Genomic DNA, 19,756 nt, shown 5'->3' on the forward strand with positions numbered 1-19,756 from the left:
CCCCGGGCCTGCCAGCCGACTGCCGCGGTTGCCTCTTGCACGGCGTGGGCCGCGTCGACCACGGCATCCCCAGCGAGCAGCATCAGCCGCTCGAAGGCGACCGCCTGTGCGGCGCCAGCGTCGGTGAGGTCCATCGTCAGGTCGTGCTCGCTTCGCGACATGGTGCGCATGCCCTCGCGGACCTCATAGAGCAGCACGTTGGCGTGAATGAACGAGCGGACCATGCCGATGTACTCGGCGTAGGCGTCGAGCTTCTTCTCATCCCACCGAATGCGCAGAGTCTCCCGCCGCTTGCTCCGCTCCACGAGCTGATTCGCGGCGTACGTGCTCAACGAACCCAGCAGAACAGCTGCGATCGTCACTAACTGAGTGATGGTGTCCACTCGTTCCCCCGTGTATCCGTCGGCCGCGGGTGGCCAGAACTCGGGAGAGCATAGGCTGTGACCGTGGCTGCTGGGAGTGCGTTCCACGCCCATCTCCCGTTGATGTACGCCAACGGGCTACGCCAGTAGGGGCGGGCGGTGGCGGACACCGCACACGACCTGCCACCCAAGGGCGTGCCCGGAGTCCCAGGAGCTGCTAAGGCAAGGGGCTGTCGGCGGCCAGCTCGCCAGATACGCGCCTGCTACTGGCTTGTCAGAGATCGTGAGCAAGTGCCCGTCTCCGGATCAAGCCGGCTCTGACCGGACAGGAGACCGGCCGTATCGCTCCACTGCCTTTGGCTTCAGGGCGTCGGCCAGCCAACTGGCCGCAAGTTGGCAGGAGCCCGACAAGTCGAAGCTTCTCGATTTTCTGTGTTCAGACCCTCTGTGACCCGAGTTCCCTGTACGCTTTGGTCATTTAGGCGGTCCTAGCGCGGAGCCGGTGTGGACTATAACTATGAATCGCTTCTTAATCAGCGATTCCAGATGCTGTGTCAATCTCTCCTGGTGAACGAGTATCCCGGAGTTCAGTGCTTCCCTGTGGGAATGGCCGATGGAGGCAGGGATGCAACTGCCCGAAGCAGCGGCCACTCAGACATAGTGTTTCAAGTTAAGTTCACAGCTAAGCCTGCGAGCATCAGGGACCCGTTCAAATGGATCGCAGAATCGATCGATGGGGAACTGGAAAAGATCGAGCGGCTTAAGGATCGAGGATTCACTAAATACTTCTTGATCACCAATCTTCCGCCTAGTGCGAATCTTGATACAGGGACCATTGACAAGGTTGACCGCTACCTAAGAGAAAACGTCCCCATCGAAGCGCAGTGCTGGTGGAGGGACGACCTTGATAGGCGCCTCGACACAAACTACGACCTCAAGCTTCGATACCCTTCGCTGCTTTCTGGAACCGATCTTCTCCGTCTAGTGGTGGAGCGGATGGGGCCCGAGGAAAGTCGCAGGCGCCGGCAGCGGGCGCTAATCTCCTATTTTGCCCACCAGTTCGAGCGGGATTCGTCGATTAGGTTCAAGCAGGCCCATCTGCTGCCTAGTTCACTCTTCGACCTGTTTGTCGATGTACCACTTGCGCCGATGCTGGGGCCCGATAACGGCCATGAAGGGGTAGCCGCGCACTACGCCCATGCGGTTAACCGCCGGCTTCATCAGGAAGAATCGACATCCCGAGTTCATGTGGTCAGCTCCGCCGACGTCTATAACGCTGCAAGGGTCGATGCCGCCGAGAGGCTGCCGCGCCGGTACCATGCATACTCTACCGGCCGATATCCCCTGATGGGGGGAGCCGACCTTCTTCTAGACGCAGATTTCTCTGACACGTTCCCTCAGATCGTACTAGAGGGCGCTCCCGGCCAAGGTAAATCAACCTTGGCCCAGTACATTGCCCAGGTTCACCGTGCCAGACTATTGCAGCGGGAAGACATCAACCTCCCGCCGGCACACTCGAGCTCTGCCGTTCTTATGCCCTTCAAGATTGAGCTCCGTGACTTGGCGTCATGGCTGAACGGGTTTGATCCCTGGTCCGGAAAATCCGACACTCTTCATGATGGCAAGAAATCGCTCGAAGGGGCACTTGCGGCACATGTGGAGCGATACTCCGGCGGCTTGGACTTCAGCGTGTCCGATCTTGCTTTTCTGGTTGAAGAGTATCCAGTATTTATCATTCTTGACGCGCTTGACGAGGTTGCTGACCTTGAGGACCGAAGCAAAGTAGTGGAGGAGGTCAGCGCCGCTATCGTTCGACTCAATCAGAACTCTCGAAGGGTTCGGGTTCTGATCACCAGTCGGCCAACCGCTGTATCGAATGCGCCGTCTTTCTCGCATCAGAGGTTTCAGTATCTGAAACTTGCCGCAATCACGCCGGACATTGCACTCAACTATACCGACCGGTGGGGTCAGGCGCGAAATTTGGCAGCATCGGACATTGCCGAGATTCGCGATATTCTTTCTCAAAAGATGTCTGCGCCGCACATGGCTGAGCTGGCAAAGAATACAATGCAGCTCTCTATCCTGCTGAGTTTGATTCTCCATAAGGGGCCGAGTCTGCCCGACAAAAGGACAGAGCTATACGATTCCTATGTTGAGTCATATTTTAATCGCGAGGTGGAGAAGAGCTCAATTGTGCGCGAGCATAGAAATCTCCTAATTTCTATTCATCAGCACTTGGCCTTCTACATTCATGCCAGAGCCGAAGGGCGCGGAACAACTGGTCGAATTGACCGGGATGAGCTTCAAGCCGTAGTGCGGAGCAGGCTGCGCGAGCTTCGCCAGCCCGAGGCGCTGCTGGACGATTTGCTGACTGGAATGGACCGTATCGTCGCCCTCGTATCGAGGGTGGAGGGGACTTACGAGTTCGAGGTTCAGCCGCTTCGAGAGTATTTTGCTGCGCGCTACCTGTACGATACTGCCCCCTACATCTCTGCCACGCAATCCGCGAGTGGCACGAAGCCAGACAGATTCGATGGTATTGCTCCGAACTCGTATTGGCTGAACGTTACCCGCTTTTTTGCTGGGTGCTTCACGATGGGCGAGCTCCTTGACTTGGCCGAGCGAGTCGCGATTCTGTGCGGCAAGCCCGAGTTTCGAGGGATGAACTATCCGCGCGTGCTTGCCTTGGCATTGCTTCAGGACTGGGTGTTCTTCCAGTCTGTGCCTGCTACGGAGCGCCTCCTCGACAGTCTTTTCGACAAGCCAGGAATCAGGTGGGCGGAGCGTAGGGCGCGATCATATATTATGGCCGATAGCTCCGACCTTAATCTTTTCCTGGTCGACAAGGCCGGCGGTTCGTACGTGGTTGAAAAGATGTGGAAAATCCTTGGGTCCGATCCATTTAGTGAGCGCGCGCGGGCGGCATGCGCCGTGATTATGGCGCAGAAGGCGAACACCTCTATTAATGTCGAGGGTAGGTGGCTTCAGGATTTCCTTAGGAAGGACCCAGGGGACAGGAGGCCATGGATCAAAATTGGTGGATGGCTGGACGTGTTTCCCGCGATTGGTATCGCCGATTTGGGTGCGGATGACGAATTCCTGATGCCGCTCATTCCCGATTTGGTTGCAGCTGGTGCCTACTTTGAGGCTGCGAGCGAGATTCTTCGCCGTCAAGCCAGCCTGTACGTACTTTCTGATCCGCTTACGGCGACTTCCGATGGGTTCGTGGGAACTCTTTCGTTCATGGTTAACCCGACAGTTTGGTCGATGTTTACCGAGGGAGACTCGCCTCCCATTATCAACTACCTGACATCACGGCTGCACGACGTGAAGGATTTCCCGTCTTCAAATTCTGCGTCCGTCGCTGCGACTGTGAGCCTGAGTTCGTTGATGGAGGAATCCTTTAGCTCATCCGGGGGGGCGAAAGAGCTTTCTCACTGGAAAGAGTTCTGTCGACTGCTCGACGAAAGCTTTGGCGAAAGCTGGGCTAGCTATTGCATTGGGATCACCGCGGGCGCGGTGCGCTCGCAAAAGGAACGCGGCGCGGGCGCTGATCGACTGTTTGACCCTGCCTTCCCCTTCATCGACCGGGTGCGGAACGCAAAGCGGCGAGGCAAGCAGGATGCATGGTGGTTGGCGCAGCTTGACGCAGCTGCTTCAGAACTTGAGCGGACAGTGTGGCTTGCGACCATGTTCACATGGGCAGAAGCCGAGGTGATCATGCAGCTTCGAGGAAGCATTGCGTCTGCTGTTGATTCGATCTCTGTAGACCATTTCGACGTATTGCTGCAGTTTACCCAGGTATCTCGCAGATTCTCCAGCAGGGCACAAAAGATTCTTCCGAGCAATCTGCACTCAAGGGATGCATGGAAAAATGGATCCCGCATGGTAGTGCTATTCTTTGACAGGGTGGAGCCTTGCGTGGAGAAGGATGCCCTGGCGCTGAATTCGGGAAAGTTTGAGGATGATCCGGTTTTGGCAAGATTGCTCATTCAGTACGCCTGGGAGCGGTTCTCTGTGGATGCGATCTCCGAGCAAGATTTTCTATCTGTGATTGACCGCAAGTATGGTCCGGGGGTGTTTTTCCCCGTCCGTCCGAGATTTGATGCCAAGGTGCTCAAAATGTCGCGCTCGCTTGCGGAGCAGGTAATGGAAAGGGCGTGGGACATGCCATCGAATCTGCTCACCTCCGCCGAAAATAACTTCGCCCGGCGCAGGGGGCATGTCAGGCCGGTTCTTAGAATCGCGGAGGAGCAGAAGTGGTTCTAGCTTGTCGTCGGGTGGATCAAACGGGACGCCGAGACGATAGCGGGTGGTGAATCCTGTGGCAGGACATTCGGGAGTGATGATGGGGTATCTCACCCGGTGATCGAACTCGTACCTGGTGGCCGGTAGTTAAGGATATTTGCTTAGGCTTTTGGTGATCTGCGAATCCCGCAACTGCTGTGGTTGGGGCGGTATTACCACAGCCGATACACGGACAGCGGGAAGTGAAGACAGAGCCGTATGGCATCGGACGGGTGGCTGTACTGCAGTGAGGTACAGCCACCGTGGCAACCACAGTTGGTCGCCAGCGGATGATGGGCGCTAGCAGGCCTCGACAAGAGACCTCAGCTACCCCGTTGCCAGTAGCTTGCATCGAGGGACAGGCTATGTGCCACAGTCGTGCCGGTTCGGGTGGTACGTGACGGTCAATCACGGGTGCCAAAGGCGCGGAACCCTAGAGCTGTCCAGCGTGGGTCACGCGCAGGCCCCGGCCTGTAGCCAACACCAATCCGTGTAATGCAGGGGTCTGGCCCTGGGCCGTCTGTGGGCCGTGCGAGGGGAACCGGGGGCGACGGACACTGACAAGCGGCGACGGCTTCACAGCAGGTCAGGAGTGGTCTGCCGTGCAAACCCACAGGCGGCCATTCCGTTGCGTCAGTTCCTGCGCAACAAGCGCCAGGAGTGGGAGGAGTACCGCTCCGAGGTCACCCCGTTCGAGCTGCGCAAGAACCTCCAGGTGCTGTAACCGCGGGCCGGAGCAGGCCTGCAGCGTACGACGCCCCTCGGGCCGGTGGATGCGATCCGCCGGCCCGAGAGGCGTTTTCAGGGCTTTCGTCCTTCCTGGGCCGTCTGTGGGCCATGAGGGTAGGAGTGTCCCTCTCGCACCGTCGGGTTGAGTGTCTCGCCCGCGTTGTAGCGGGACCCGTACCTCGGCGGACGACTGCGTACGTTGCAGACTATTAGCGCAGGTCAGCGGTACTGCCCCAGGCCTGCTCGGGTTGCTTCGGGACGAAGGGGGCCAATCCCGCAGTAGCCACCATCTTCCAGCCTTGAGTGCGGCTCACTACTGTGGGGCTGGTGGATCATGACGTGGCACCCGAAGGGCGCCTGTCAGCCGCGGAGTGGGACCAGCTCCGCAGTCTGATGCGCCGATACATCTCGCACGAGCTGGACCAATGGGAACACTGGTGCGTTGAGACACCGTACGGGCCGGCGTACGTGACGCTCACGAACGCCATGCCGCCCGACGTACCTCCAGAGCTCTTCCACAAGGTCTAGGAGCGGCGTGCCACAGCCGTGCCCGGTTAGGCGGGGAACAGCGGAACCGCGGGCGCTGGCGCGGCCTGGCTGGCCTCCCGACTGGCGTGTATCGGGCCAGGTCAGTCCAAGTGGCTGACGCCTGTGCTCCTAAAGCAGGAGTTGGACTACGGGCCGTGTGAGGTGGGCCGAGCAACCGGTGCTGACAGATGCTGACGGCATCAGAGCAGGTCAAGGACAGCCTGCTCCGTAAGAACCTGCAGGTGCTGTAGCCGCAGACCACAGCAGGTGCTGCCGGTGCTGTTCGTCGCGTTCTACGCCGTGCGCCTGGTGGTCGTGACTCGTCGGAGGGCGCGGCGGAGGTAGCTGCGGAGCGTCACGGCGGTGCGGTGGACGCCGGGTGGTGGGCACGGGGAATCCCCACGGCGGGAACCCTCCGAGTGCGGACGAAGGGCGGGAGGATCATGGAGCTGTCACCGTCGGGGGTGAACCGCGTCGCCAATGCCGTGCTCGGGCTGGTGCCGTCGATCGGGGGCCTCGTGTACGCGGTGGAGGCCGCCGGTGGGTTGTCGCGCCTGGTGGCCGGGGTGGTCGTGGTCGGTGGGGCGGTCCTCGGGGTACGGGGTTATCGGCTGGGCGTGACGTGCAGGGGTGGCCACCTCACGGTGCGGGGCTACCTGTGGACGCGGGTGATCCCCCGGCAGTACGTCGTCGGGATCACCGGCTTTCCCGCCGTCAGATGGAGGCCGCCCGCGGGGCGGATGCGGTGGACGCCGATCAGCGCCTTCGTGGCGAGCCGGGGGGAGACGTCCGGAGCGGCTGCCGCGAAGGCGGACGCCGTCGCGAGACTTCGGCGGTGGGCGGGGCAGTAGGCGCCGCCCGGCCGGTGGCGGGGGCCGCCGGGTGCGACGTCCGAGCACACCGCACCGGCGTCGATATGATCATCGCTGGTTCGAACGGGCTCGGGGGCGGGGAATGCGCGTGCGGGGACTGGCGTGGGCGGCCGTGGCGGCTGCCGGGCTGGTGGCGATGACGGTGACGGGGTGCGGGGCGGACGGGGAGGCCGCGGCGGACTCCGGTCGGCCGGCCCCCGTCCCGGTGGGGCCCTCGTGCGCGCCGCCGGCCGCGCCGGGGGCTTCGGAGGAGCCGGCTGCCGAGACGGCGCCCGGCGCGGTGGTGGAGGACGTCCCGGAGGAGGTCCGTTGCCTGCCGGGCGTGGCTCACGGGACGGTGCTGGTGCAGCCCTCGCCGTCCGGGCTGCCCCGCCGTTCGCTGATGGTGAGCGCGGTGGCGGGCGCCGACCACGCGCAGGCCTCGGAGCTCTGCCGCAGGCTCACCGCGCTGGGCTACGGCCCGGGCGGCCGGCACGGGATGGAGCTGCTGAGCGTCGCCGGGGGCGGATCCGCCGGGACGTACCTGTCGAGCGCCGGGACGTCCGGGCGCGACTGCCTCCAGGTGGCGTAGGCGCCGCGGCCGGTCAGGGCGCGTCGGGCAGGCCGACCGGCGCCGGCCGCTGGATCATCACCAGGTCGGACTCCAGGGTGGCGGGGGTGCTGCCCGGCGGGCGGGAGTGGAAGGCGCCGTCGCTGACCGACAGGTTGAGGATCAAGTAGGCGGCGAAGTCGGGGCCGACACCGGTGTGGTCGGCGAAGGCGGCGGTGAGGCGGTTGCGGTCGGTGCCGATGTACCAGGTGGTGTTGTCGGCGCCGAACCTGGCACCGATGTAGATCCACTTCCCGGCGCCGACGTAGGGCGCGGTGAAGACGGTGTCGCCGCTGCGGACGTGGTTGACGAACTCGATGTTCTCCGGCCGGTCGGCGTGCCATTCGAAGACGTCGACCTCGTTGTGGCCGTCGCGCCAGGTCCACAGTGCGGGCCAGGTGCCGGTGTCGGCCTGCGGCAGGCGTATGTGGGCGAGCAGGAAGTCCCCGGTGCGGACCTGGACGCTGTCGCCGCCGGAGCCGCAGGAGTCGCCGGTGGTGAGCAGCCCGGTGTTCCAGGCGCCGTCCGGCCGCGGGGTGGCGGTGATGACGAGGTGGCCGGACGCGGTGGAGAGCGCGGCGGTGGTGAGCCGGTCGAGCTTCCAGGCGTTCGGGTTGTCGCTGCTGTCGGTGCACCGGGAGTAGGCGGCGGTCTGCCAGCCCCAGGTGCGGCCCGGGCCGACGTCCAGGGTGGCGAAGGTGTCCATGAACACGATGCGGCTCGGTGCGGGGACGGCGCGGTGGGCGCCGCCCGGGACCGCGGCGAGCGCGGCCGCCAGCAGCAGATGGAGCGGGTGCATGTCCCTCCTCGACCGGCGGCCGTCCGGCTGACGGCGGGGCTCCGGTGGTTTCACGATGCGCGGTCGGCCCGGCGGATGCCCGTATCCAGAGCTGACCGGATGAATTGACGGAGAGTCGCGGCGACTGTGCTGTGTGATGAGCTGACAGCAGACGGCTGCGTGGTACATCTGACTCATTCACCGGCCCGCACCATCTCCCCGGTCGGCCGGAACCGTCGGGCGGAACCCGTCCGCGGGCGGAACAACAAAGGAGGCAGAGGGAATGTACGGACTCGCCCATACCGGTGTCGCCTCGCTCGCCATGCTGGCCATCGGGGGTGCGACCACCGCGGTCGGCGCGGCGGTGAAGTGGTTCGCACGCCGGTGACGCATTCGGTCACCGTGCTGATTCCGGCACACAACGAGGCGGATTTCATCGCGATCGCGGTGGAATCCGCCTTTTCTCAGAGCGTGCCGCCGCAGAAAGTCCTCGTCATTGCGGATTCGTGCACGGACGGGACGGCGCGGATCGCCGCGGAATGCGGAGCCGAGGTCATCGAGGTCGGCTTCGCGAGCAAGCCCCGCTCGCTCAACCACGCCCTGGAGCGGGTCACCACCAGCCATGTCGCGCTGCTGGACGCCGACGGCTACTTCGCCTCCCGGCAGGTCTTCGACACCTGCCTGCGGGTGATGGACGAGCACGGCTACGGCGGCGTCTGCCTGTCGGTCACCCCGCACAGCAGCACCGGGCTCTTCCAGCGCTCCCGGGCCGTCGAGTGGGCCTCGGCGCACCGGATCTCCCGGATCGTCGAGACCTGGCACGGCTGGGTCGCGGTGCTCTCCGGCTCGGCCGGCCTGTACCGGGTGGACGACCTGCGCGCGGTCGGCGGCTGGTCCGCCGACAGCCTCTGCGAGGACGTCGAACTCGCGCTCAAGATGAACCGCCACGGACGCCCGGCGGGCTTCGTCCGCGGCGAGTTCGTCGCCGTCCGCGACCCCCGCGGCTGGCGCGAGTACTGGGCCCAGACCCACCGCTGGGCCTCCGGCTGGGCCCAGGCCATCGACAAGCACAAGGGCCTGTTCTTCCGCAGCTGGGGCTTCACCAAGGTCTTCGGCGCCATGATGGTCGACAGCGCCCTGCTGGCCGCGGGCTACGTCTCGCTGCTCTACCACCTGGCCACCGGGTTCACCGAGTTCGACGCGGTGCGCTGGTTCGGCTCGTGGTTCCTGGTCATGGCGGCGGTCACCCTCACCACCGCGAGCCTCCAGCTCGGCGTGCGGCGGGCGCTCGCCTGCTACCCCGCCTACCTGCTGGTCGGCACGCTCGGCACCGCCTTCGCGCTCTGGGTGATGTTCCGCGAATGGGTGCTGGGCCGGCACCTGGTCTCCTGGACGGGCCGCCAGCGCCGGCGCACCGTCGTCACCCCGATCTCCGACCGCCGGCGCCGGGCCCTCGGCCTGCTCGGCTCCGGCGAGGCTTCTACCGGCAGCAGATCGGCATCAAGAAGATCGCCTCGGCGGCCGGCCAGGACGCCCGGACCGAGCAGGGCGACGCCGTGGTCCGCAAGGCCCTCGCCGACGCCGGCCGGGAGCTCAAGGTCGAGGTCAACCCCCGCTACGGCCGCTGGGACCCGCAGCAGATCGCCCTGGTCGACAGCACCACCGACTGGCTGCCGCAGCGCGCGCCGTCCGCCTGACCGGTCCGCCCGCGGCGCCCGGCGGGACGCGTCGGGGCGCCGCCGAGGGACGGTAGGTTCGGGGGTGTGGAGACTCCGAAGCTGATCCTGCTGACCACCACCCACCGGGTCGCCCCCGGCCTGCTGTCCTGGCCCGCCTGGGAGGCCCTGCGGTCGGCCGGCCGGGTGCTGGCCGCCGACCCGGAGCACCCGCAGCTGCCCGCGCTGCGGCAGGCCGGCGTCGAGGTGGAGACCGTCGAGCGGACGTCCGCTCCGGCGCTCGCCCGGATGCTGGCCGAGGCCGCCCCGGTGGTCTGGCTGGGCAGCCCGGACGGCGACCCGGGCCTCACCGACGCCCTGGCCCGGCTCGCGGTGGAGGAGGCGGGCAGCGTCCCCGAGATCGAGCTGCTGCCCGGCTCGTACGACCTGCCGGGCGCGCGGCTGCTCGACCTCGCCTCGGTGATGGACCGGCTGCGCTCGCCCGGCGGCTGCCCCTGGGACGCCGAGCAGACCCACGAGTCGCTGGTGAAGTACCTGGTCGAGGAGGCGTACGAGCTCGTCGAGGCGATCGAGGAGGGCGACCGGGAGACGCTGCGCGAGGAGCTCGGCGACGTCCTGCTGCAGGTCTTCTTCCACGCGCGGATCGCCGAGGAGCACCCGGAGGACCCGTTCTCCGTCGACGACGTGGCCGGCGACATCGTCGAGAAGCTCATGTACCGCCACCCGCACGTCTTCGGCGACGTGGAGGCCACCGGCTCCGACCAGGTCGAGGCCAACTGGGAGCAGCTGAAGGCCGCCGAGAAGCAGCGGGAGTCGGTGCTGGACGGCGTCCCGTCGGGCCTGCCCGCCCTCGCGTACGCGGCCAAGCTGGTGTCCCGGGTGCGCCGGGCCGGCTTCACCGCCGTGCCGGACGCCCCGTACGAACTGCCGCGGGAGCTGACCGCGGAGAACGTCGGCGAGCTGCTGCTGGCCGTGGCGCAGCGCGCCTACGACGCCGGCGTGGACGTCGACGCGGCGCTGCGCGGTGCCGCGCGGCGCTACCGGACGGCGGTGCGGACGGCCGAGGGGCTGTCGGACTGACGCTGCGGCGGGACGACCTCGCTGATCGCCTCGCCGACCAGGGCGAGCAGCTCGGCCAGCGGGGCGAGGTTGTCGTCCAGGTCGGCGAAGGAGACGATCCGCTCGCCGTGCGGGCCGGCGACGGCGAAGAGGTCGATCCGGCCGAGGTGCTTGCTCGCGGTGTCGACCAGGGCGGCGACGTCGCTGGGCTGGTGGACGTCGCCGCTGACGCCGACGACCGGGCAGCCGGGGCGGTCGAGCTCGGTGGCGAGGTCCTCCGCGACACCCGGGCGCAGATCGGCGACGAGCATGCCCGCGGCGCCCGCGGCGGCGAAGCGGCGGGCCAGGTCGGCCCCCTCGCCCCCGCTCAGTACGGCGATGACGACCACTGCCCCGGCTACTCGCACGGCCTGCTCCTCTCTGAGCACGACACCCCGCGGGCGGCTCCGCACGTCCGCCCTCACGGTTATCGGAGGATCGTAGGCACCTCGCGACCCTCCGCAACAGGGATTACCCCCCAGGTGACCAGGCTCACGCCCGTCCGGGCCGATCGGATCCGGCCGTCCCGCACGGGCCCTCGGGCAGCGCCTCCCGACGGCGCCCGCGCGGGCCGGGCGGGCCGGTCGGGCACCGTCGGGAGGGGCGCCCGGCAGCGGATACGGTCGGGGCATGCCGGAGACCCCCCGACCCGACGACCGACCCGAACTCTTCACCTGGGAGTTCGCCGCCGACCCCTACCCCGCGTACGCCTGGCTGCGCGAGCACGCGCCGGTGCACCGCACCACGCTGCCCAGCGGGGTGGACGCCTGGCTGGTGACCCGGTACGCGGACGCCCGGCAGGCGCTCGCGGACGCCCGGCTCTCCAAGAACCCGGTGCACCACAGCGAGCAGGCGCACCGCTCCGGCAGGGTCGGCATCCCGGGCGAGCGGCAGGCCGACCTGATGACCCACCTGCTGAACATCGACCCGCCGGACCACACCCGGCTGCGCCGGCTGGTCTCCAAGGCGTTCACGCCGCGCCGGGTGGCGGAGTTCGAGCCGCGGGTGCAGCAGCTCACCGACCGGCTGATCGACTCCTTCGCCGGGCGCGGCACGGCCGACCTGATCCACGAGTTCGCCTTCCCGCTGCCGATCTACGCGATCTGCGACCTGCTCGGCGTGCCGCCGGAGGACCAGGACGACTTCCGGGACTGGGCCGGCATGATGCTGCGACACACCAAGCCGGGCCAGCCCGGCGGGCAGCGCGGCGGCGTCGGCCGGGCCGTGAAGCGGATCCGCACGTACCTGGCGGAGCTGATCCACCGCAAGCGGGCCGACCTCGGCGACGACCTGATCTCCGGGCTGATCCGGGCCAGCGACCACGGCGAGCACCTGACCGAGAACGAGGCCGCGGCGATGGCCTTCATCCTGCTGTTCGCCGGCTTCGAGACCACCGTCAACCTGATCGGCAACGGCCTGCACGCCCTGCTGCGCAACCCCGGGCAGCGGGCGCTGCTGCAGGAGTCGGTGGCACGCGGCGAGAGCGGCCTGCTGGAGACCGGCATCGAGGAGCTGCTGCGCTACGACGGGCCGGTGGAGCTGGCCACCTGGCGGTTCGCGACCCGGCCGCTGACGATCGGCGGGGTGGAGATCCCGGTCGGCGACCCGGTGCTGGTGGTGCTGGCGGCGGCCGACCGCGACCCGGCCCGGTTCTCCGACGAGAACACCCTGGACCTCGCCCGCGCCGACAACCCGCACCTGGGCTTCGGCCACGGCATCCACTACTGCATCGGCGCCCCGCTGGCCCGCCTGGAGGGCCGGGCCGCCCTGGCGACGCTGCTGACCCGGCTGCCGGACCTCGCCCTGGACGCCGACCCGGCGGACCTGCGCTGGCGCGGCGGCCTCATCATGCGGGGCCTGCGCGAGCTGCCGGTCGCCTTCACCCCGGCAGGGCCGTCCGGGCGGCGCGACACGGTCTGACGGTGTGTCGCACCGGTCGGATCCGGTCGGATCTGAACACTCGTCAATCAGGAGAAACCTGCATCGTTCGTGGGCGATTATCGGCTCTCCGTAATTGCTCCGTGATACCCGCGATATGAGCTTGTGATCGGTCGTTCGATCTGCTTACTCTCCCGAACAGTCCGCAGCCGCGGACCCCGGCACGGCAACGCCGAATCCTGTCCGCCGTGCCCGGGCCTCACGACCGAGACCCAGGACAGGGGCGGGGGAACCACGTTCGTCGCCGTCCCCACGGCTAGGGGTGAAGCCGCGTCAGCAGGGCCCCTCCTGCGGCCGCGGCCGGGCCAGCCTCCCGGTCCGAACCCGACAGCTCACCTCGCAGGCGTTCGGAGAGGGACAACCCATGCTCTTCACCGGACCTGGCCGCCACCGCCGCAGGACGTCCGCCGAGAAGGCGGTCGCCGTCGCGGGTGTCACGGGTGTCGGCCTCGCCCTGCCGCTGCTCACCGCGGGCGGAGCCCATGCCGCCCCCGTCTCGATCTGGGACAAGGTCGCCCAGTGCGAGAGCGGCGGCAACTGGAGGATCAACACCGGCAACGGCTTCTACGGCGGGCTGCAGTTCACCGCCCGGACCTGGAAGGGGTTCGGCGGCGCCCGGTACGCCCCGCTCGCCCACCAGGCGAGCAAGAGCGAACAGATCGCCGTCGCCGAGAAGGTGCTGGCCTCCCAGGGGCCCGGCGCGTGGCCGGTGTGTTCCAAACGCGCCGGCCTGACCCGCGCGTCCGCCGGGAGCGGCGGGACGCGCAGCGGCACCGGACGGACGCAGGCCCCGGCGGCCCCGGCGGCCCCGTCGTCGCCGTCGCCGCAGTTCCCCGGCCGCGGCGGCTTCGACGCGGACTCCGGCGTGTACTGGTACCAGAAGGACGACCAGTGGTACTGGACGGCGCACCAGGAGGTCTACGAGCGCCACCTGCCGCCGGCGCCCACCGGGCCGGCCGACCCGGCCGACCCGGCCGACGACGGCGCCGACGAGGGCGCCCGCACCCTGCAGGCCGTTCCGGTGCCCTCCCTCGGCCGCGAGCAGTACACCGTGCAGGAGGGCGACACGCTGTCCGGCATCGCCGCCGCGCACGGGCTGCCCGGCGGCTGGGAGCAGCTGTACACGAACAACCGCGAGGCCGTCGGCGCCGATCCGGACCTGATCCTGCCCGGCCAGCAGCTGCGCCTGGCCTGACGGTCCGGCACGGTACGAACGGTCCGTCCGCCCGCGGGGCGGCACCCGCGGGCGGGCGGCCGGTTTTGTGGTCCTTCAGGTGAACTACCGGCGAGTAGACCGGCCACACGGTGAGACAGGGCCATGCGCGGCACGGCCCGGTGGGCCCGTGCGGTTAGGCTCTGGTCGTAACGACCCTCATCCGCTTCCGCTAGGAGATGCCTCGTGCCGTCCATTGATGTCGTCGTAGCCCGCGAAATCCTCGACTCCCGCGGTAACCCCACGGTCGAGGTCGAGGTCGGCCTCGACGACGGCAGCACCGGTCGTGCCGCTGTCCCGTCCGGTGCCTCCACCGGTGCCTTCGAGGCCCTGGAGCTTCGCGACGGCGACAAGAACCGCTACTTCGGCAAGGGCGTGGAGAAGGCCGTCCTCGCCGTCATCGAGCAGATCGGCCCGGAGCTGGTCGGCTACGACGCCACCGAGCAGCGCCTGATCGACCAGGCCATGCTCGACCTGGACGCCACCCCCGACAAGTCCTCGCTCGGCGCCAACGCGATCCTCGGCGTCTCCCTCGCCGTGGCGCACGCCGCCTCCGAGGCCAGCGACCTGCCGCTGTTCCGCTACCTGGGCGGCCCCAACGCCCACGTGCTGCCCGTCCCGATGATGAACATCCTCAACGGCGGCTCGCACGCGGACTCCAACGTCGACATCCAGGAGTTCATGATCGCCCCGATCGGCGCGGAGTCCTTCTCCGAGGCCGTCCGCTGGGGCGTCGAGGTCTACCACACCCTCAAGGGCGTGCTGAAGGAGCGCGGCCTGTCCACCGGCCTCGGCGACGAGGGCGGCTTCGCGCCGAACCTGGACTCCAACCGCGAGGCGCTCGACCTCATCGTCGAGGCCATCAAGAAGGCCGGCTACACCCCGGGCAAGGACGTCGCGCTCGCCCTGGACGTCGCCTCCTCCGAGTTCCACAACGACGGCGCCTACACCTTCGAGGGCAAGGCGATCTCCTCCGCCGAGCTCATCGACTACTACGCCGAGCTGGTCGCCGCGTACCCGCTGGTCTCCATCGAGGACCCGCTGGACGAGTCGGACTGGGACGGCTGGAAGGCCATGACCGACAAGCTGGGCGACAAGGTCCAGCTGGTCGGCGACGACCTGTTCGTCACCAACCCGGAGCGCCTGCGCCGCGGCATCGAGACCGGCACCGCCAACGCGCTGCTGGTGAAGGTCAACCAGATCGGCTCGCTCACCGAGACCCTGGACGCCGTCGAGCTGGCCCAGCGCAACGGCTACCGCTGCATGATGTCGCACCGCTCCGGCGAGACCGAGGACGTCACCATCGCCGACCTCGCCGTCGCCACCAACTGCGGCCAGATCAAGACCGGCGCCCCGGCCCGCTCCGAGCGCGTCGCCAAGTACAACCAGCTGCTGCGCATCGAGGAGATCCTCGACGACGCCGCCGAGTACGCCGGCCGGGGCGCGTTCCCCCGCTACAAGTACGAGGGCTGAGGCTGACACCCGCGCGCTGACACACGGCCGCTGGACCGGTGCCCCGGCAACCACCCCGTAGGGTGGGGGCCGGGGCACCGGCGTGAGCAGGAGGGGTACGAGCGATGTGGAAGATCCCGGGACTGGCGGGGCGTCCGCGCTTCACCAGCCGCGCCACCGTGCTCGTGCTCGTCCTGTGCTCGCTGGTGGCGATACTCGCCTACCCCACCCGGCAGTTCCTGACGCAGCGCTCGGAGATCGCCGACCAGCGGGCCAGGGCGGAGCACGCCCGGCAGCAGGTCGACGAGCTCCGGCGGGCGAAGGCCCGCTGGCAGGACCCGGAGTACGTGAAGGCGCAGGCCCGCGAGCGGCTGCACTTCGCGATGCCCGGCGAGACCCCGTTCGTCTCGGTCGACCCCTCCGCGTCCCCCGGCCCGGCCTCCGCCGACGCGCTGCCCACCGGCCCGGTCAGGGCGGCCAAGCCCTGGTACACCACCGTCCTCGAGTCGGTCGACCTGGCCGACTCGACGCCCGCTCCTCACGAAGACAGCACGCCATGACCTCTGAACAGCACCCCGCCACCGACGGCACCGTGTCGGACGCCGACGTCGCCGCCATCGCCGCCCAGCTCGGCCGGGTCCCGCGCGGGCTGCGCGGGGTGGCCCACCGCTGCCCCTGCGGCAACCCCGACGTGGTCGAGACGGCACCCCGGCTGCCCGACGGCACGCCCTTCCCGACGCTCTACTACCTGACCTGCCCCAAGGCGGCCTCGCTGATCGGCACCCTGGAGGCCGACGGCGTGATGAAGGATCAGAGCACCCGCCTCGCCGAGGACCCGGAGCTCGCCGCCGCCTACCGCGCGGCCCACGAGGACTACATCGCCCGCCGCGACGCCATCGAGGTGCTGGAGGGCTTCCCCAGCGCCGGCGGCATGCCCGACCGGGTCAAGTGCCTGCACGTGCTGGTCGGCCACTCGCTGGCGGCCGGCGAGGGCGTCAACCCGCTCGGCGACGAGGCCATCGGCATGCTGGAGGACTGGTGGGCCAAGGGCCCGTGCGTCTCCCCGGCCGAGGTCGAGGCGGCCGGCGAGCGGGTCCTGCGCAACCGGGCCAAGGAGCAGGACCACGCCGCGGTCATCGCGGCCAAGGAGCAGAAGACCGCCGAGCGCGCCGCCAAGCGCGCCCGCGCCGAGGAGGAGGACCAGTGACCGCCACCCGGGTCGCCGCGATCGACTGCGGCACCAACTCGATCCGGCTGCTGATCGCCGACCTCGACCCGGCGACCGGGGAGATCGCCGACCTCGACCGCCGGATGATCATCAACCGGCTCGGCCAGGGCGTCGACTCCACCGGCCGGCTCCACCCGGACGCCCTGGAGCGCACCTTCGCCGCCTGCCGCGAGTACGCGGAGATCGTCGCGGCGCACGGGGTGGGCCCGGAGCGGATCCGCTTCGTCGCCACCAGCGCCTCCCGCGACGCCGAGAACGCCGCGGAGTTCACCGAGGGCGTGCGCGGCATCCTCGGCGTCGTCCCCGAGGTGGTCAGCGGCGACGAGGAGGCCCGGCTCTCCTTCACCGGCGCCACCAAGGAGCTCACCGGCGGCTCCCTCAAGCCCCCGTACCTGGTCTTCGACCTCGGCGGCGGCTCCACCGAGTTCGTGCTCGGCGGTGACGAGGTGCAGGCCGCCCGCTCGGTCGACATCGGCTGCGTCCGGATGACCGAGCGGCACTTCGGCGGCGCCGAGCTGCCGACGGAGGATCAGATCGCCCGGGCCAAGACCGACATCCTCGCCGCGCTGGACACCGCCGCCGAGACGGTGCCGCTCACCGAGGCGGCCACCCTGGTCGGCCTGGCCGGCACCGTCACCACCGTGGCCGGCATCGTCCTGGGCCTCCCGGAGTACGACTCCGGGAAGATCCACCACGCCCGGCTGGACGTCGAGCAGGTCCGCGCGACGGCGACCCGGCTGCTGCACTCCACCCACGCCGAGCGGATGGCGATCCCGGTGATGCACCCGGGCCGGGCCGACGTGATCGCCGCCGGCGCCCTCGTGCTGCTGGAGATCATGGAGCGCACCGGCGCCGCCGAGGTGGTCGTCAGCGAGCACGACATCCTCGACGGCATCGCCTGGAGTATTGCCCGCTGACCACTGCGGGGGCTTACCCGAACGGCCCCGGAGCGCCGCGATGCCACCCGGCAGGCGCCCGGGGCCGCCTGCTGCGCGGTGTGTCGCCAGAACCTTCGTGAATTTCTTCACATGGCCGACCAGCCTTTCGACGCACTCCGGTGTCCGCTCCGTCCGTTATGTGGGACCGAAGGTCGCCCTCCGTGTTCAGCCAGCGGATCGCAGGCAGGGCTCGCCGATGGCCGATGGATTCGAAATTCCGCCCGGGAACTCGGGCGCCACCGGGATCGTTGCTGCTCAACAGGGCCGTGACCCCCCGCGGCATCACTCCGCACCCCCCGCCGCCGTGAGCGGGCCGCCACACCCCCGAAATGCGGGCGCGCAGTGTAGCAGGGGGTGTCCAGAGGCTTGTGACGGGCCTCACGAAGTGCCCGTCAGATGGGGGTGGATACTTTCCGATATGAGCACCACGGAGCGTCCTCGCATCCTCATTGTCGGCGGTGGTTACGTCGGCCTGTATGCCGCGATGCGCATCCTCAAGAAGATGCGCTACGGGGAGGCGACCGTCACGGTCGTCGACCCGCGGTCCTACATGACGTACCTGCCCTTCCTTCCCGAGGCGGCCGGCGGCAACGTCGCGCCCCGCAACCTCGTCGCGCCGCTGCGCAGCGCCCTCAAGAAGGCGGAGGTGCTCACCGGTGCTGTCACCGGTGTGGACCACGCCCGCAAGGTCGCCACCATCCAGCCCGCGGCCGGCGACTCGTACGAGCTGCCCTTCGACTACCTGGTCGTGGCCACCGGCTCGGTCTCCCGCACCTTCCCGATCCCCGGCCTCGCCGAGCACGGCATCGGCATGAAGACGGTCGAGGAGGCGATCAGCCTCCGCAACCACGTCATGGCGCAGCTCGACAAGGCCGAGTCCACCGCCGACGCGGACGTCCGCCGCAAGGCCCTGACCTTCGTGGTCGTCGGCGGCGGTTTCGCGGGTGTCGAGACGATCGCCGAGATCGAGGACATGGCCCGCGACGCGGCGAAGATCTACAAGACCGTCAGCCGCGACGACATGCGCTTCATCCTGGTGGAGGCGGCCAACCGCATCCTCCCGGAGATGGGCCCGGACCTCGGTCTGTGGACCAAGGAGAAGCTCGAAGAGCGCAACATCGAGATCTACATCGAGACCTCGATGGACTCCTGCGTCGACCAGCACGTCGTCCTGAAGAACGGTGTCGAGGCCGACGCCTCCACCATCGTCTGGACGGCCGGCGTCAAGCCGAACCCGGTGCTGTCGAACTTCGGCCTCCCGCTCGGCCCCCGCGGCCACGTGGACACCGCGCCGACCCTGCAGGTCCAGGGCTTCGACTACGTCTGGGCCGCCGGCGACAACGCCCAGGTGCCGGACCTCGCCGTCGGCGAGGGCGCCTGGTGCCCGCCGAACGCCCAGCACGCGGTCCGTCAGGCGCTCGTCCTGGCCGACAACGTGGTCTCCGGCATGCGGGGCTTCCCGCAGAAGGAGTACAAGCACAAGAACCTCGGTGCGGTCGCCGGCCTCGGCCTGCACAAGGGCGTGGCGATCCTCTTCGGCAAGTACAAGCTGAAGGGCCGTCCGGCCTGGTGGTTCCACCGCCTGTACCACGGCAGCCGGGTGCCGACCATGAACCGCAAGATCCGGGTCTTCACCGACTGGACGCTGGCGATGTTCCTCAAGCGCGAGACCGTCGGCCTCGCCGAGATGGAGAAGCCGTTCGAGGCGTTCCAGGAGGCCGCCGGCCCCGCCAAGCCGATCCCGGCCCAGGCGAAGCCGGCCGTCGAGAAGGAGCTGGCCACCAGCAAGTAAGCGACTGTGGCCCCGGCCGAGCAGGCCGGGGATGAGTCGGAGGCCCTCCGCCCGGCAACGTGGCCGGACCACGACCTCCGTGGTGCTCAGCCGGCCGTGCGAGTCGGGCGGAGTACAGAAGTGACCGAAGGCCCCCGCCGTAACCGGGCGGGGGCCTTCGGCGTGCCCGGGCCCGTCCGCGGGGCGACCGGCGCCCGGGGCGCGGGGCCGCAGCAGGCCCGGGAACGCCGCAGGCCCGGGAACGCCGCAGGGCCCCGGCACCTCCTCGGTGCCGGG

Annotated in this window: 14 protein-coding genes, 2 pseudogenes and 1 riboswitch; of the genes and pseudogenes, 13 read left to right on the forward strand and 3 right to left on the reverse strand. The window is 68.5% G+C overall.

Features of this window, described 5'->3' with window-relative positions:
* The coding region (locus ABZ641_RS09565) for a hypothetical protein (RefSeq protein ID WP_359980419.1) at nt 1-383 on the reverse strand (383 nt) is incomplete at its 3' end.
* Between the two features lie 546 nt (nt 384-929).
* On the opposite strand from ABZ641_RS09565, the gene ABZ641_RS09570 reads away from it, so the two are divergent.
* The 4 genes and pseudogenes from ABZ641_RS09570 (at nt 930) to ABZ641_RS09585 (ending at nt 7,349) form a co-directional block, all read left to right on the forward strand.
* Nucleotides 930-4,631: an NACHT domain-containing protein gene (locus tag ABZ641_RS09570; protein WP_359980422.1), complete on the forward strand. Its 3,702-nt coding sequence runs from the start codon at nt 930-932 to the stop codon at nt 4,629-4,631.
* Between the two features lie 655 nt (nt 4,632-5,286).
* Nucleotides 5,287-5,373 (forward strand): annotated as a pseudogene (locus ABZ641_RS09575) (glutamine synthetase); the annotation flags it as partial.
* A gap of 976 nt (nt 5,374-6,349) precedes the next feature.
* Nucleotides 6,350-6,757: a hypothetical protein gene (locus ABZ641_RS09580; RefSeq protein WP_344626208.1), complete on the forward strand. Its 408-nt coding sequence runs from the start codon at nt 6,350-6,352 to the stop codon at nt 6,755-6,757.
* Nucleotides 6,758-7,100: 343 nt separating this feature from the next.
* Nucleotides 7,101-7,349: a hypothetical protein gene (locus tag ABZ641_RS09585; RefSeq protein WP_344626209.1), complete on the forward strand. Its 249-nt coding sequence runs from the start codon at nt 7,101-7,103 to the stop codon at nt 7,347-7,349.
* 13 nt (nt 7,350-7,362) lie between these two features.
* Here ABZ641_RS09585 and ABZ641_RS09590 read toward each other — a convergent pair whose 3' ends face one another.
* Nucleotides 7,363-8,166: a beta-glucanase gene (locus tag ABZ641_RS09590; protein ID WP_359980425.1), complete on the reverse strand. Its 804-nt coding sequence runs from the start codon at nt 8,164-8,166 to the stop codon at nt 7,363-7,365.
* A 381-nt stretch (nt 8,167-8,547) separates the two neighbouring features.
* Here ABZ641_RS09590 and ABZ641_RS09595 point away from each other — a divergent pair, with 381 nt between their 5' ends.
* Both ABZ641_RS09595 and ABZ641_RS09600 read left to right on the forward strand, forming a co-directional pair.
* On the forward strand, nt 8,548-9,927 hold the full coding sequence (locus tag ABZ641_RS09595) for a glycosyltransferase (protein ID WP_359980428.1): 1,380 nt from the start codon (nt 8,548-8,550) through the stop codon (nt 9,925-9,927).
* Nucleotides 9,909-10,901: a MazG family protein gene (locus tag ABZ641_RS09600; RefSeq protein ID WP_359980430.1), complete on the forward strand. Its 993-nt coding sequence runs from the start codon at nt 9,909-9,911 to the stop codon at nt 10,899-10,901. The genes ABZ641_RS09595 and ABZ641_RS09600 overlap by 19 nt, the downstream gene beginning before the upstream one ends.
* On the opposite strand, the gene ABZ641_RS09605 is transcribed toward ABZ641_RS09600, so the two are convergent.
* A complete protein-coding gene (locus ABZ641_RS09605) occupies nt 10,859-11,287 on the reverse strand; it encodes an SDR family NAD(P)-dependent oxidoreductase (RefSeq protein ID WP_263103896.1) in 429 nt (142 codons plus the stop codon). The genes ABZ641_RS09600 and ABZ641_RS09605 overlap by 43 nt on opposite strands.
* A gap of 262 nt (nt 11,288-11,549) precedes the next feature.
* Here ABZ641_RS09605 and ABZ641_RS09610 point away from each other — a divergent pair, with 262 nt between their 5' ends.
* From ABZ641_RS09610 to ABZ641_RS09640, 7 genes and pseudogenes are all read left to right on the forward strand, one after another.
* Nucleotides 11,550-12,839, forward strand: coding sequence for a cytochrome P450 (locus ABZ641_RS09610; protein WP_359980433.1), 1,290 nt, complete (start codon nt 11,550-11,552; stop codon nt 12,837-12,839).
* A 212-nt stretch (nt 12,840-13,051) separates the two neighbouring features.
* Nucleotides 13,052-13,217: riboswitch (cyclic di-AMP (ydaO/yuaA leader) on the forward strand.
* Between the two features lie 4 nt (nt 13,218-13,221).
* Entirely contained in the window at nt 13,222-14,052 is an 831-nt protein-coding gene (locus tag ABZ641_RS09615; RefSeq protein ID WP_359980435.1) for a transglycosylase family protein, read from the forward strand.
* 204 nt (nt 14,053-14,256) lie between these two features.
* Nucleotides 14,257-15,543 carry a phosphopyruvate hydratase gene (gene eno / locus ABZ641_RS09620; RefSeq protein ID WP_030270828.1) on the forward strand — a complete coding sequence of 429 codons (1,287 nt, stop codon included), beginning with the start codon at nt 14,257-14,259 and terminating at the stop codon, nt 15,541-15,543.
* A gap of 104 nt (nt 15,544-15,647) precedes the next feature.
* Nucleotides 15,648-16,082, forward strand: a complete 435-nt coding sequence (locus ABZ641_RS09625; protein ID WP_344626822.1) for a septum formation initiator family protein — start codon at nt 15,648-15,650, stop codon at nt 16,080-16,082.
* Nucleotides 16,079-16,588: pseudogene (locus ABZ641_RS09630) on the forward strand (DUF501 domain-containing protein); the annotation flags it as partial. The gene ABZ641_RS09625 and the pseudogene ABZ641_RS09630, both read left to right, overlap by 4 nt.
* A 137-nt stretch (nt 16,589-16,725) precedes the next feature.
* Nucleotides 16,726-17,667, forward strand: coding sequence for a Ppx/GppA phosphatase family protein (locus ABZ641_RS09635; RefSeq protein WP_359980438.1), 942 nt, complete (start codon nt 16,726-16,728; stop codon nt 17,665-17,667).
* A gap of 439 nt (nt 17,668-18,106) precedes the next feature.
* Entirely contained in the window at nt 18,107-19,480 is a 1,374-nt protein-coding gene (locus ABZ641_RS09640) for an NAD(P)/FAD-dependent oxidoreductase (protein WP_344626820.1), read from the forward strand.
* Nucleotides 19,481-19,756: the final 276 nt, after the last annotated feature.

Origin of the sequence: Kitasatospora sp. NPDC007106 (assembly GCF_040634455.1) — a bacterium.
Lineage (GTDB): Bacteria > Actinomycetota > Actinomycetes > Streptomycetales > Streptomycetaceae > Kitasatospora > Kitasatospora arboriphila.

Bases quoted from the DNA above. Each gene is read 5' to 3' on its own strand.
- ABZ641_RS09625 (WP_344626822.1), top strand. From the start codon at position 15,648: ATGTGGAAGATCCCGGGACTGGCGGGGCGTCCGCGCTTCACCAGCCGC.
- ABZ641_RS09590 (WP_359980425.1), bottom strand. From the start codon at position 8,166: ATGCACCCGCTCCATCTGCTGCTGGCGGCCGCGCTCGCCGCGGTCCCG.
- ABZ641_RS09615 (WP_359980435.1), top strand. From the start codon at position 13,222: ATGCTCTTCACCGGACCTGGCCGCCACCGCCGCAGGACGTCCGCCGAG.
- ABZ641_RS09610 (WP_359980433.1), top strand. From the start codon at position 11,550: ATGCCGGAGACCCCCCGACCCGACGACCGACCCGAACTCTTCACCTGG.
- ABZ641_RS09640 (WP_344626820.1), top strand. From the start codon at position 18,107: ATGAGCACCACGGAGCGTCCTCGCATCCTCATTGTCGGCGGTGGTTAC.
- ABZ641_RS09580 (WP_344626208.1), top strand. From the start codon at position 6,350: ATGGAGCTGTCACCGTCGGGGGTGAACCGCGTCGCCAATGCCGTGCTC.